The 13,493-nt window shown below is 42.6% G+C and carries 7 protein-coding genes and 7 pseudogenes; 9 read left to right on the top strand and 5 right to left on the bottom strand.

What is annotated here, in order from left to right:
* Window positions 1-342: 342 nt before the first annotated feature.
* Complete coding sequence (locus IAE50_RS24665; RefSeq protein ID WP_200581583.1) at window positions 343-1,359, bottom strand: RepB family plasmid replication initiator protein; 1,017 nt, start codon at window positions 1,357-1,359, stop codon at window positions 343-345.
* An 841-nt stretch (window positions 1,360-2,200) separates the two neighbouring features.
* Between IAE50_RS24665 and sopA the strand changes: the two genes are divergently transcribed.
* A complete protein-coding gene (sopA, locus tag IAE50_RS24670; protein WP_200581584.1) occupies window positions 2,201-3,367 on the top strand; it encodes a plasmid-partitioning protein SopA in 1,167 nt (388 codons plus the stop codon).
* On the top strand, window positions 3,367-4,323 hold the full coding sequence (locus IAE50_RS24675) for a ParB/RepB/Spo0J family plasmid partition protein (RefSeq protein WP_200581585.1): 957 nt from the start codon (window positions 3,367-3,369) through the stop codon (window positions 4,321-4,323). The genes sopA and IAE50_RS24675 overlap by 1 nt, the downstream gene beginning before the upstream one ends.
* A 952-nt stretch (window positions 4,324-5,275) precedes the next feature.
* Here the strand turns inward: IAE50_RS24675 and IAE50_RS26285 are convergent.
* Window positions 5,276-5,521: pseudogene (locus IAE50_RS26285) on the bottom strand (DNA polymerase V subunit UmuC); the annotation flags it as partial.
* 5 nt (window positions 5,522-5,526) lie between these two features.
* On the opposite strand from IAE50_RS26285, the pseudogene IAE50_RS26290 reads away from it, so the two are divergent.
* Window positions 5,527-5,664 (top strand): annotated as a pseudogene (locus IAE50_RS26290) (transposase); the annotation flags it as partial.
* Between the two features lie 333 nt (window positions 5,665-5,997).
* Here the strand turns inward: IAE50_RS26290 and IAE50_RS24680 are convergent.
* Window positions 5,998-6,276 (bottom strand): hypothetical protein, encoded by a 279-nt coding sequence (locus tag IAE50_RS24680; protein ID WP_200581586.1) that lies wholly within the window; start codon window positions 6,274-6,276, stop codon window positions 5,998-6,000.
* A 1,354-nt stretch (window positions 6,277-7,630) separates the two neighbouring features.
* Between IAE50_RS24680 and flgE the strand changes: the two genes are divergently transcribed.
* The 5 genes and pseudogenes from flgE to IAE50_RS26295 form a co-directional block, all read left to right on the top strand.
* On the top strand, window positions 7,631-8,836 hold the full coding sequence (gene flgE / locus IAE50_RS24685) for a flagellar hook protein FlgE (RefSeq protein ID WP_200581587.1): 1,206 nt from the start codon (window positions 7,631-7,633) through the stop codon (window positions 8,834-8,836).
* A 67-nt stretch (window positions 8,837-8,903) separates the two neighbouring features.
* Window positions 8,904-9,284 carry a hypothetical protein gene (locus IAE50_RS24690; RefSeq protein ID WP_200581588.1) on the top strand — a complete coding sequence of 127 codons (381 nt, stop codon included), beginning with the start codon at window positions 8,904-8,906 and terminating at the stop codon, window positions 9,282-9,284.
* Between the two features lie 14 nt (window positions 9,285-9,298).
* Window positions 9,299-9,739: a flagellar protein FlhE gene (locus IAE50_RS24695; protein ID WP_200581589.1), complete on the top strand. Its 441-nt coding sequence runs from the start codon at window positions 9,299-9,301 to the stop codon at window positions 9,737-9,739.
* A gap of 453 nt (window positions 9,740-10,192) precedes the next feature.
* Window positions 10,193-10,324 (top strand): annotated as a pseudogene (locus tag IAE50_RS26860) (IS3 family transposase); the annotation flags it as partial.
* 38 nt (window positions 10,325-10,362) lie between these two features.
* Window positions 10,363-11,097 (top strand): annotated as a pseudogene (locus tag IAE50_RS26295) (IS3 family transposase); the annotation flags it as partial.
* A gap of 51 nt (window positions 11,098-11,148) precedes the next feature.
* Here IAE50_RS26295 and IAE50_RS24710 read toward each other — a convergent pair.
* Window positions 11,149-12,049 (bottom strand): annotated as a pseudogene (locus tag IAE50_RS24710) (IS630 family transposase); the annotation flags it as partial.
* A gap of 98 nt (window positions 12,050-12,147) precedes the next feature.
* Here IAE50_RS24710 and IAE50_RS24715 point away from each other — a divergent pair.
* Window positions 12,148-12,898: pseudogene (locus IAE50_RS24715) on the top strand (IS3 family transposase); the annotation flags it as partial.
* A gap of 270 nt (window positions 12,899-13,168) precedes the next feature.
* Here the strand turns inward: IAE50_RS24715 and IAE50_RS24720 are convergent.
* A pseudogene (locus IAE50_RS24720) lies at window positions 13,169-13,383 on the bottom strand (ClbS/DfsB family four-helix bundle protein); the annotation flags it as partial.
* Between the last annotated feature and the right edge of the window lie 110 nt (window positions 13,384-13,493).

Genomic DNA, 13,493 nt, shown 5'->3' on the forward strand with positions numbered 1-13,493 from the left:
ATTATGCCGGCATTCTGTTTCTGGATGGCACAGGATTTCGGGTCAGGGTCACCTTGACTGCGGTATGAAAAATCACATGTTATAGTCAAGAAAGACTGTATTTCAGTGAGTTATAGCATACTTCAGTCAAGATTTGTTACTTCTGAAGAAGTATGTCATACCACAGTCAATATTATCAGGGGATCAGGAGGAACAATAAAGTCGATTTATTCAGGATAGTATTGACTGCAGTATGAATATTACGAAGTATCAAGGAAAAAAATCCACATTTTACTTTAGGGTATGCGTACCGTAGTCAATAACTTACTAACACATACTGCAGTGAAAATTTACACACCGCAGTCAATTTTCCGGCTTCATATTCGCAAGCACATCCGCGAGTTTTTTAGGGTCAATACCGGCGGCTTGCAGCGCTTTAATGACCTCTTCATAATTCTGTTCGCTTTCCTGACCTGCCGGAACATGCTCTTTTTTCACTACCTTGGCAGGGCTGCTGATCAACTTTGGATTACGATAATGGACATTAAAATAGGAAAATCGTCCACGCTTGAACTCCGTATAATCTAAATAGCCGATATCCTTAAGCTGTTCCATCGCTTTACGTACGGTATGGTTTTGCGTATAGACGTTAGAAGTAAGATTGAGTCGGTCGCGCATACGCTTCATTGAAATTGGTGCTGGGTTTTGCGGAAGGCTCTCAATAAATGTATAAAGAGCCTGAGCTGATTCCTTACGCTGAAGGGCATCTATGGCCTTCAGACGCAGTAGAACACGTCTATCCATGTGATAGAGCTCAAACAGCTTAGGTTCTGCCTTTATCTCAATGACATCTTCATTAATATCATAGAATGCCGACTGGACCAAATGTGTGGTCCATCCTTTAGTCTCACTCTGAAATTTGAGGGTAACGGAGGCGAGTTTAAAAAGGGAGTTACTGATACGGTCGCGCATCTTCTTGTTAGAGCGTCGAGAATCGAACCCACACATTTTTATGAACTCAACAAAGGAAAGCTCGAGCGTATCTTTTTTAACGCCGTACTCGAACATGGAACGGATGATCCCAAGCCAGACCTTGAAATCGGTGTCCATATCCAAACGGGATCCAGTGATCTTCACATCAGTATATCCTTCACTGCGGGCAACGGAGAGCTGGATGAGCTCATCTGTAGCGTCAGTGACATTTTTACGGTTAGCTTTGCTTTTTCCTGTGGACTTCAATGTCGGCACAAAGAGGCCAAGACGCATGAGGGCTACTGGCTGAACCGTGCTGGTACTGTTGACATTGAGGTTAACAACTTCGCCGGTCGACTTATCAACTTCCTGGAGATTCAGGGATAAGTTCTTATTTTCACTCTTCATTTATTATTCCAGAAGTTATCCACATGAGCAAGGTCCATTACATAGCGCAGTCAATGGGGATCCATACTTTAGTAAATTTATTTGCATGTCACAGTATTAGGAAATGCACTCTACAGTCAATATATTACATCCTTCAGTGAAGGACGATCATTGGTTGAGCCAGTAACGCCGCGGCCTGTAGAGGATCAAGGATCTATTTATGATCTAAATATGATCTCTTATCGGATCATTTGTTGGATCATCTATGTGAATAACGAGCATAACTCCGTTATCTTCAAAACTCCTTTCTGATCAATCAATCGGCATGCACAAACGTTTAGTTGATTTAATCTGACTCACATGCAAATCAACCATGTGGCCATCATACCGCAGTCAATGAAAGTCTCTAAATTTTTATAACTGACTGCATTTGAAGCTATTTTGAGTTTAGATATCCACTGAGGTATGTAACAAACACGTACACTTTCAGAGATGGATGTTCAATACATATCACAGTCAATAAATCGCAGGCTATGATTATTTATTATCAGTTAAATTTCGCATGTGGCAATCATGATGATTAGAAATAATATTAGATATCAGATACATATAATCGGATTCATTGCTTATTCAAGTCGCCGGAGTGATTTTATCAACATTACACAGTAAAGAAGACGATTTTTCTTTACTAAGGTATGTAAAAAATCGCTTGAGAATAAGTGCCTCATTTAACTAAAGCTATGGAGGACAAAATGCGATCAACTTTGCAAGTTTGTTGACGATTTGCAAGAAAACGGTAGCTTTGCATTATTATCCAAGATTTGATAAAATCGTGCAAAGTGATGATTAAAGGATGTTCAAAATGGGACTTATGGATACTCTTAACCAGTGTATTTCTGCTGGTCATGAAATGACAAAAGCAATTGCCGTTGCGCAGTTTAAAGATGATAGCCCGGAAGCTAGAAAAATCACACGCCGTTGGCGTATAGGGGAAGCTGCTGAATTAGTGGGTGTCTCCTCCCAGGCTATCCGCGATGCAGAGAAAGCAGGACGTCTTCCCTATCCTGATATGGAAATACGCGGACGTGTTGAACAACGTGTTGGATACACGATCGAGCAAATCAACCACATGCGTGATGTTTTTGGCACCCGACTGCGCCGCTCTGAAGATATCCTCCCACCGGTCATTGGTGTCGCTGCCCACAAAGGCGGTGTATACAAAACTTCTGTTTCTGTTCACCTCGCCCAAGATCTTGCTTTGAAAGGTTTACGTGTACTGTTAGTGGAGGGCAATGACCCTCAGGGAACAGCCTCGATGTATCATGGATGGGTACCAGATCTTCATATTCATGCCGAAGATACTTTATTGCCTTTTTATCTTGGCAAGCGAGATGACGCAAGCTATGGTGTCAAACCTACCTGCTGGCCGGGATTAGATATTATTCCTTCATGCCTGGCGCTCCACCGTATCGAAACTGAACTGATGGATCGATATGATGAAGGAAGACTACCTACCGATCCACATCTGATGCTTCGCCTAGCCATAGAAACGGTGGCTCATGATTATGATGTGATTGTTATTGACAGTGCACCAAACTTGGGCATTGGTACTATCAATGTAGTCTGCGCGGCTGATATTTTGATAGTCCCGACTCCGGCCGAACTGTTCGATTACACCTCCGCACTTCAATTTTTTGATATGTTGCGTGATTTATTGAAGAACGTTGACCTGAAAGGCTTTGAACCTGATGTACGTATTCTTCTTACAAAATACAGTAATAACAATGGTTCACAGTCTCCGTGGATGGAAGAAAGGATTAGAGACGCCTGGGGCAGCATGGTGCTTAAAAATGTAGTCAGAGAGACAGACGAAGTAGGTAAAGGTCAAATTCGCATGCGTACGGTATTTGAACAAGCGATAGATCAGCGTTCCTCAACAGGTGCTTGGCGTAATGCACTGGCTATCTGGGAACCTGTCTGCAATGAAATTTTTGATCGTCTGATTAAGCCTCGCTGGGAGATGAGATAATGAAGCGTGCACCGGTAATCCGTAAAACAACTGTTCCTGCAACCCCTCTTGAAACAGAACAAACGCCTGCAGCGCCAATGGTGGATTCTCTAATTGCGCGCGTCGGCGCGATGGCTCGCGGAAACTCCATCATCATCCCAGTCTGTGGGCGAGACGTAAAATTTACGCTTGAAACTGTTCCCTGCAAAGTTATTGAAACCACCACCCGCGTATGGGCGAGGAATGAACGCGATCAGGAATTGTTAACGGATAAATCACTTGATGATCTTATCCCCTCCTTCCTTCTTACAGGTCAGCAAACCCCAGCTTTTGGCCGCTGCGTTGCAGATGGCATTGAAGTGGCGGATGGTAGTCGCCGTCGTAAAACGGCAATTTTAACGTCCAGAGACTATCGAGTTCTTGTAGGCGAACTCGATGACGAGCAAATGGACGCACTATGTAAACTAGGTAATGATTACCGTCCAACCAGTGCTTATGAGCGAGGAAAACGTTATATCTCTCGTTTATCAGAAGAGTTTAATGGTAACATTTCTGCTTTGGCCGCTGCGGAAAATATTTCACGCAAAGTTATTACACGCTGTATAAATACAGCAAAACTACCAAAAGAATTGATCGCCATCTTTTCACATCCCGGTGAACTCTCTGCCCGTGCGGGTGATGCATTGCAAAAAAAATTTTTTGGGAAAGATGCACTGCTACAGGACCAGATTCGTCAGTTTACCGAAAACAAAACTGCAGGGGCTACCTATGAAGCAAATGAAGTGATCCAACTGCTCAACAATGCCCTTAAACGCGAACCCATTAATCGTCCGACAGTATCCACAAAACAGCAGATTGTGAAAGGCGCTACAGCCATCTATAAAGGTGACAAAGTGGTTTTTCATTTGGATCTTTCAATTTTGCCTGGTCATGTTGTCGACGAGATTGAAGCCCTTCTCAACACACTCAAAGAATAATTTTCTCCTATATTTCTTTTATAAAGGAGCCTTTTTAGGCCTTTTTTGTGCTCAGTCTCTTAAAAAGAAGAGACTCACGGTGTCTAGTAAAGATTCAAAGTAACGCTGGGACCATGGTCCCACTGTGATTCATTAATTTTTTTGTTGTACAATATCTATCATTTTTCAGGATCTTATATAATGTTAAAATTAGTAGTTTTATACAGTAATTGTTGGAACCGTGATTCAAACTGAAATGCATTAAACGCTTGGAAAAAAATTCTGTGTCTGATGTGTGTTTAAAGATCTGTCTATTTTAACATCCTTATAATGCGGATGATCTTAGATTTCCCGCAAGAATCCTCCTTTCTAAAGTTTTTTATTAATGTCGAATTCTCAAAATTTTTTAACATAGTTTAAATTTTCTGTACTATTGACTTACCCATAATTAGACTGTTTTATGCTGTTCAAACGTGGTATTGGGACCATGGTCCCATTAAAAAGAAACTAAATAAAGTCATGTAAATACTCTTTTGCAATTAAAGGCCAATAACTCATTTGGCATAGCAGCTCATTAAGACCGTAATCACATTAATATGATTTTCATAAACACAACTGAAAGTCAAACCACATAAAAAAACTAGCTTGAAAGATAAAAAATATTAAACAAGATCTCAAAAATAAGCCGGTGGATAATAGGCATAGCTACGCATGTCACGACGTCAAGCATAGAAAATAGATGAGGTAGTCAACAAATAAACCAATATGGAAAACAGCTTAAGAAAAAAAGTGAGTGACGCGTATGGTAACAGCTGAAGTTAACGCTCAGTGAGAAATATCTAAAGTTTGTAGCTTGCTGAAAAAAAATTACTGTCGCGCCCGGAATCCCCCGGGCTTGCTCAACCTGTCACACCCGGACTGAAAAAACTGTCCGGCTGCACCGGGTTACCGTGCGATTAATCAGATCGGGGCTTCACACGCTATCCTGCCGTGCTTGTGTGTAGGCAGGACTGAACATTTCCCGTTTCGTTTTTACAGAGGGGCGAGCCTCCGGCCGGCAAACCACACCTGACCGAGGCAGGGCTGGTTGATGCCGCCAGAACTATCATCAGCTTCTGACTGTGAGAGCGGGGGGGGGGGGAAGCTGCTCAAACAGGTTCAGCTGGGCAACGCCAGTGATGGTAAAGTCATTTAGTATGACGCCAGCTTTGGTATGTTTCAAAACCACAGAAGCGCAGACAGCGCACCGCATCGTTCAAAAAAATGTCCATTATTTAGCTAAGTTTTGAACCCTGTATGACCGTGTCGCTTATTGCACATCAGCACGGCGTTGCGTCAAGCCGGTTGTTCCTCTGGCGAAAGTAATATCAGCAATTGTCTTGAAGGTATAAATTATGGGTCAAAGGCTTACGCATACAGGCTACCAGAGCCACTTTTTTTGGCCTTTCCGACTGCAAGAAAACACACATAAAACATTTTGCCACCGGATTAAAGCGAGTTGCTACAAATGCAGCCAAGTACAATGCTGATCTTACGCCAGCCCTGTCGCCAAAAATAGCGAGTTGACCACGCATAGTCCCTGAGTCCCGGTTGACAAGAGCAATACCTTAACACTGCTCAGAAGATCAATAATCTCTTTAAAGTGATTTCTAATGTGACAGTTCATGTCTTTATCAATCCTGACAAGCTTATCTATCAGCGCTCTAATGATGGTATTAATGCTTTTCTTTTTCTGCAAAAGAAGCGGATGTAGTGGTTACACTTAGTCACCAACATCGCAATCAGCTGGCGCCTGCGAACTGCCATCGTAGCAAGAACCTGACGTTTAGCCTCCGGCAGTGCCATGATAAAGCGTTTCCGCTCAGAGTGAATAATCTTAGCTATTCGCGCAAGAACTCTGGTATCAATACGGTCAGTCTTCGCCAGATATCCCATTGCAAGGGCGAAATCGCGAATCTGTCTGAAATTAATCATAGAGACGTTGAAGCCTTCAAAATGGAATTAGCAGGCCAAAGCGGATTAAGTTAGCCAGTCGCATTCAACAGAAATAGCATTTACAGAATGCTTTCTGATGGAAGCGATAATGATATCAAAGCCGTCAGAGTCATTATGATCGTAAATCGTGCAATATCTTTGCTGACTACAATTTTAGTACTGCTTTCGAAACATCAATCCTAATACAAAATAGATTTGGTTGACTCATGATTATAAATCCTTGCAAATGCTTTGGAATATGGGCAGTAGCTCGGGTTTTATATGATGGCAATCAGCGACGAACTATTTCTACATGTAACTTACATTCGGAGATCGAATTGATTTTATAGACTGTATCTCTATGATCCAGCATGAACTCCCTGATAGACAAAATCATTGGGGGAATGTTTAATCAGCTCGCGCAACAATACGCTAATATGTATGAATGATCAGCGACGGGCACGCTCTGCGGGTAATGAATTCGAGACTTCAACACTCGACAACCTGAACCAGTTAATTCAGCTCTCAACAGATGGACAGACGTAACGAAGTGTTGGGCAATGCTGCTGACGCGCTCGCATCGTTGCAACATCAGCATAAAAGTCGTCTGCTGACAAAATTTTAATCGTGCATTTTACGGATGTTTTTGCTTTATGCAGTGTTTATTGCAGGTATTAGTGCTGTGATCGGCATTGCTCAGCTTGGTTGGTGATTTATGGTGTTTGGCAATTATTCAGAACGCATAATATCGGCTGAGATCCTTTTAGAGAATTTACTATTCAGTGCAGCTATTTAACGGCCATCATTGAAAAACGGCATTTACATAGATGTACAGGGTCAAGCTTTGGGCGTAGCACACGAATCTGATAGCGGCACGTTTAGTTTAGATGTACGGATGCTGTTGTTAGAAAAAGCTAGTCAATTTACACCTACACCTTGGCGCTTATTGCGTACATTATATTAAGAGCCAGTCGCCAGATGTTAAAGCTAAAGTTGGACAACCTAATCCTACTTTGTATGGTGAAATTCTTGTTTGGCAAATACGGGTGCCATGTATGAAAAAAGGTAAGGCTGAGTAGTTGTCAAAATTCACCTCATATTATTGAAATAGTTGTATTTTATTGATAATAATCACTGAATCGATTTGAACTATCGTTCAATACGAAGAATAACACGCTTTTTATATGTTTTATTCAGGGATGAATAAAGAAAAGCATTTGTAGAATACATCACGGAGGGTATTCAATTGAATACGATTTAGTATTTTTATAAGGAATGCTAAGTAACATTACGCATAAAAGAAGTAATATTTATTGGGTTTTTGTGTATTATTATATACTTAGGAGTATAAGTTATGGCGTTTTCACAAGCAGTTAGCGGTCTAAAGGCAGCGGCAACCAATCTCGACGTAATTGGCAATAATATCGCTAACTCAGCTACAAGTGGCTTTAAAGCTGGTTCAGCTTCATTCGCAGATATTTTTGCGGGCTCAAATGTTGGAATGGGAACGAAGGTTTCATCCGTTTTCCAAAATTTTAACGATGGTACTCCAACGTTAACAAATCGTGGATTAGATGTAGCTATCAGTCAGGCTGGTTTTTTCCGTTTAAAGGATAAAGCTGGGAATGTAGTTTACAGTCGTAATGGACAATTTACTCTTACAGAGGATAGAAAAATTGTAAACGCCAGTGGTATGGTTCTGACTGGTTATCCTGCGAGTGGGCTTCCTCCCACTATTAAAACAGGCTCTGCTCCAGTAGAACTATCTGTACCAACAACAGCTATGACTGCCAGTGCCACTAATAAAGGCTCTTTGAAAGTAACTCTTAATTCATCCTACAACCCTCCCTCAAAATCAGTATTCAATCCCGCTGATGTAGACAGCTATAACGACAAAACATCGATGACTGTTTTCGATTCGTTAGGAAACCAGCATAAACTTGATATATATTTTGTAAAAACAGATAATAATAAATGGGATGTGCATCCTATCGATAGTACTACAGGTACAGTGTCTCCTGTGACTAGCTTAAATTTTACTACATCCGGTTCTATAATCGGAAATAGTGATATTCCTATCAATATAGGTAGTTTGAATGGCTCTGCAGCGGGGCAGACTATGACATTAAGTTTGCAAAATTCTATTCAGCAGAACAATGGTACTAAAAGCACCTTTGGTAATCCTAGCCAGAATGGCTATGCTGTTGGTGAAATGACTTCTTATCAAATTAATGATGATGGAATTATTACTGGAAACTATTCCAACGGTAAAACTCAACCTTTAGGACAAATTGTTCTTTCTAATTTTTCTAACGTTGAAGGATTAAAACCAGAGGGCAATAACGTCTGGTCTGCAACATCTACCTCTGGGCAAGAACTCGTAGGAGTAGCCGGTTCAGGGAATCTTGGGACACTAAAAAGTGGGGCTCTTGAATCCTCCAACGTAGATCTAAGTGATGAGTTAGTAAAAATGATTGTAGCTCAAAGAAATTATCAATCAAATTCTCAGACAATTAAGACTCAAGATCAAATACTTAACACATTAGTAAATCTTAGGTGATTTTATTGGATCTCCCAATGTATAATTGGAAGATCCTTTTATTAGAAATTAACGTTGCAGGTATATTATGTCAGAAACACTATTTCATTGTACTTTTACTGATAGAGACATGGCAGGCCATGTACATCAATACAAACAAGTATGGCGAAAAAAACCATACGTGTATGTGGCTTGTATCGTTTTCAACAAGAGTAATGAAGTCAAAGTATTTGGTGGTAGCGTTATTCTTACTGATCATCATCATTCCGAAGAAGGTTTTATGATTGAAATTTTACATAGTTTATTAATGTTAGATGTTTTTAAACATATCATTAAAACACCTTTTATTATTCAGCCATTTCAAATTTCCCGTCTTGCATCTGATTTTCCTATTTCAGAAAAAGAATATTATGAAATTCTTTTCGAAAAATATCTAAATTTATCAGTGGTTGGTAATTTAATGAATTAATAATTTGGAATAATATGAAAAATATTTTATGTTTATTAATTAACGTTGTAATTTTATTGTTTTTTTTAGAAAATGAAGCCTTAGCAATAAATGGCGGTGCTTATAATAGTGCTCCAGGTAAAAGAATGGATATAAGCTCAGCAAATAATTGGTATATTTATGAATTTCCTATTACTGATGACCCAGTTGTTGGTTCGGTGATAACATATATTTATTATCAGTACGCGATAAATAGAGAAAAAATTAATGGTACTTTGATTGTTGAACTTTGTAATAAAAAAACGACAAAGTGTGTCGATATTTCAGACTCACAATCAGGCATGATTTCTTATTTTTACGGAGATGATGCAAAATCAGAATTTTTTATGAAATATAAGATCCTAATTCATGGTGGAAATGTTTTTATTGCCAGCGATGGAGTGTCTCAAATAACTGTAAATTGGTCTACCAATTGAGTGTTGTATTTTTGAATTATCCCTATGTTTTCATTTTTTATTACTTACTATTATTGGTTCGCCGTCGAAAATACTTTCGCAGTGAGCGATATACCCGTGCACTGTGCGGATATCATTTGTTGTAATATTCGGAGGCCCGCGCAAGATTATTTGCCACTGGTATGATGCTGTATAATCACGCTTTATCTTTTTCGCGAAGATCCCTGTCATCCTGTTATTTTCCTAACTACGTATCTATGCTCAATCCCCACCATCTGGCCGATCTCCTCCCTGAAAACAGTGCCAGTCTAAACTGAAGTCTCCGGTCTTTCTTCCCGCTCACAGAGAGGCCTATTGCCATGAAAAAGACCCGTTATACCAAAGAACAGACTGCGTTTGCGCTGAAACAGGCCGAAACCGTCACCCGCGTCGGGGAAGTCTGCAGAAGCGCCAGGCGGTGCATTTCCTGCAGGGAGCTATCGTATCAGCGTCTGCCGGGGATGCGGGTTGCTGATGCAGAGCAGAACTGTCTACCACTGACAGAGCCGGCGTGACGATCGGGCGATAACCCTGCATATCCGGGAGAGCGCAGAGACTCGGATACGGTAGGGGGTGCGATTTCCTGGACTCTCAGGAGAAAACTTATGTTTACCGAAGCAGAACGAATCCGCGCAATTGAGCTTTACTTTAAATACGCCAGAAAACTTGCTCTTGTGGTTCGTAAGCTGGGCTACCCCTCTAAAAGAAATCTGCGCCGCTGGATCCGTTTATGGGAAGCGAGTGGCGGTGCTACAGAAGCCATACGACGTAAACCCCGTTACTCTGATGCGCAAAAGCAGGCTGCTGTCGAACATTATCTTAACCACGGTTGCTGCCTGGCATTTACCAGCAGGATTCTCGGTTATCCCTGTTGTGATGTACTTGCTCGCTGGGTTAATGAAATTCACCCTGACAGACGGCTTATCTTCACCAGTACAATCAATCAGAATGCGCCCTTTGAACCAGAGTTGAAACGCCAGGCAGTTATGGCGTTCTGTACACGACGTGTATCTGCCGGTGAAATTTCCCGGAATATTGGTGTCAGTCGCACGATATTGTATAAATGGAAAGATGAAATCATCGGCAATGGAGCTTACCAGGCCATGCGTAAACACAAGGCTCCTTCCCCTGAGGAAGAGCGCGATACGCTGCGGGAAGAAATTGCCTGACCTAATCAGGAAATACGCCGTCAACAGATGGCGCTGGATATCCTGAAAAAAGCTGAAAAAATCAAAAAAAAGATCCGGGCATCAGCGTTAACAACCTGAGCAACAGGAAAAAACAAAGATCGTTGATGCCCTGAGAGGGCGTATCCTCTGGCAGAACTGCTGAGTGTCCTAAATAGCTGATCCTGATACTGCTACTGCTACACTTTTGCTAAACCATGCCCGCCGCCAGAGCCGTTCAATATGGTTTACCCACGGAGAATATACCGGCTGATATATCACGATGAACTTCGGGCTGGCTTTCAGCCAGCGCTGCGTTTCATGGCTTTTATGAATGATGTAGTTATCCACGATAGCGTGATGGTCTTAGCACGCCGGTAGCCCGCTCTCAGGTGCTTTAGCAGACTGATAAACAACGTCGAACTTTTGCTGCTGCTGCCGACATAACTCACCCGTCCGGTGCCGCTGTTCAGCGCACCGGCAAGACAGTATTTTTCATTCTGGCCGGGTGTGACCACCCGCTTCTGCTGACCACGCATTTGCCAGTCAGCCCCGATTTTGGGGTTCAGATGGATATCCACTTCATCTTCGTAAAAGACCGGATACTCTGCACAACAGCGTGCCAGTGCCGTATTTATCGCTGTCATTTTTTCCTCCCGATGCGGGTCACGGATACGCAGCGTAGGTGCGGCTCTGCGCCAGACAAGTCCTGCTGCAGCCAGCCAGCGGCGCACGGTAGAGGGATGCAACTCACAACCGGTTATCTGATTGATTTTTATCGCCAGTAACTCAGTACTCCAGCGCGATCGCTGATAACCAGAATCGCCGGGAGAGCGTTCAACAAGTCGCTTCAGCAGAGCGCATTCTGTTCAAAGGGCCAGCGCCGGGCACGTCCTGCAGGCAGGGATTCAGGACCTTCACGTCCATAGAGTGTGAACCAGTTAATCCAGCGTCTGATGGAAGAACGTGCGCAGCATAGCGTTCTGGCCACCACGCTGACACGTTCTCCCCGGTGCAACATCAGCACAGCAATAAGCCTGCGGGAGTGGTTCTTGTCGCGCGTTTTATGAATGGTTTTCTGCATCAGGCGTCGTTCACTGCGTGGGACTGGTGCTATGCTCGGCATTGCTCAGTCCGGTTGGTGGTTTGTGATGTTTGGCAATTGATCAAATCGCACAATCCGGGCTGAGTTCCCTCAAAGTGTCTACTATTCGGAACAGCTATTTAGTGCTTGCACGTAGTCGCTATTTTTATCACCGGACTACTCTGCGTGCGGGAGATAAATACGTGGCCGTACGCACCACAATGGTAGAGATCTTTAACAGTAATTACTGTTGTTATGGCTATCGTCGTCTGCATGCCATGCTCAGGCAGGAAGGGTTGCGGCTCTCTGAAAAGGTGGTGCGCAGGCTCATGGTGGTGTGGTTAGTCGTAATCGTCGCCGACGCTACAGCTCGTACTTCGGGAAGATCAGCCCGGCTCCAGACAATCTTCTCGCCAGAAACTTTAAAGCAGAACTACCCAATCAAAAATGGCTGACGGATATTACTGAGTTCCAGCTTCCGGCAGATAAAGTCTGGTTGTCGCCGATGGTAGACTGCTTCGATGGGAAAGTGGTGAGCTGGTCTCTCAGTACACGCCCTGATGCCGAACTGACCAACACCATGTTGGAAGGTGCAATCGATACGTTAAATGCCCTGTTATACACACTGACAGAGGTGGTCATTACCGCTGGCCGGGACGGGTGAAGACAGCGGGTCTTATCCGCTCAATGTCACGCAAAGGATGTTCACCTGATAATGCCGCCTGCGAAGGGTTCTTCGGCAGATTAAAAACGGAAATGTATTATGGACGGGAGTGGTCGGGTGTGACAGCTGAAAACTTCATGTTATATGTCGATGCTTACATCAGGTGGTATAACGAGCACCGTATTAAACGGTCACTGGGTGCAGTCAGTCCAAAAATGTACCGATAGCAACTCGGGATCACACAATAAAATAGTCCAAGAAAACATCCGCCCCCCCAAAACGGTCAATAACCTTGGCGTTGACAGCAGCGAGTTTATCTCAAAAAGTCTGGATAAATGGGCGTATGTATGAACACGAAGTGATCATGGACTTCCCGCGCCCCGGAAAGACGAAGATCTCTGATTTAGCTCTGCACTGATTTTGGGTCAGGGTCAACCAACCGATATTACTAACTGCAGATTGTACCTGATTCTGCGGTAGGTCACAAGGGCATTTCATCCGAGCAGATAAGAAACGAGGTCACGAACACTCATCTCCGTTCTTTTGGCGTGTCCATCCATTGAGCTATCTGAAGTAATTTCTGGCGGGGTTTCATTGAAATAACTAGTTAATTTAATAAAATTTTATCAATAGCTAAAAGCAGTTCAGCTTTTGTTTGCGACGCATCTATGAAGAATTCCCTCTCATTTAAAATGAGACACCATAAAGGCATTGTGTGGTGTTTGAAAATCAATCAATTATGTACTACCTACCACAACATGGAAAAATCTTTATATACCTGATTAACCTGAAGTTGCATTTTTCAGCAACTGGAAGTTGTCA

This window comes from Kosakonia sp. S42 (assembly GCF_016624785.1).
GTDB lineage: Bacteria > Pseudomonadota > Gammaproteobacteria > Enterobacterales > Enterobacteriaceae > Kosakonia > Kosakonia cowanii.

Excerpts from the sequence above, each read along its gene's own strand:
- flgE (WP_200581587.1), top strand. The coding sequence starts at position 7,631 with ATGGCGTTTTCACAAGCAGTTAGCGGTCTAAAGGCAGCGGCAACCAAT.
- sopA (WP_200581584.1), top strand. The coding sequence starts at position 2,201 with ATGGGACTTATGGATACTCTTAACCAGTGTATTTCTGCTGGTCATGAA.
- IAE50_RS24690 (WP_200581588.1), top strand. The coding sequence starts at position 8,904 with ATGTCAGAAACACTATTTCATTGTACTTTTACTGATAGAGACATGGCA.
- IAE50_RS24680 (WP_200581586.1), bottom strand. The coding sequence starts at position 6,276 with ATGATTAATTTCAGACAGATTCGCGATTTCGCCCTTGCAATGGGATAT.
- IAE50_RS24665 (WP_200581583.1), bottom strand. The coding sequence starts at position 1,359 with ATGAAGAGTGAAAATAAGAACTTATCCCTGAATCTCCAGGAAGTTGAT.
- IAE50_RS24675 (WP_200581585.1), top strand. The coding sequence starts at position 3,367 with ATGAAGCGTGCACCGGTAATCCGTAAAACAACTGTTCCTGCAACCCCT.
- IAE50_RS24695 (WP_200581589.1), top strand. The coding sequence starts at position 9,299 with ATGAAAAATATTTTATGTTTATTAATTAACGTTGTAATTTTATTGTTT.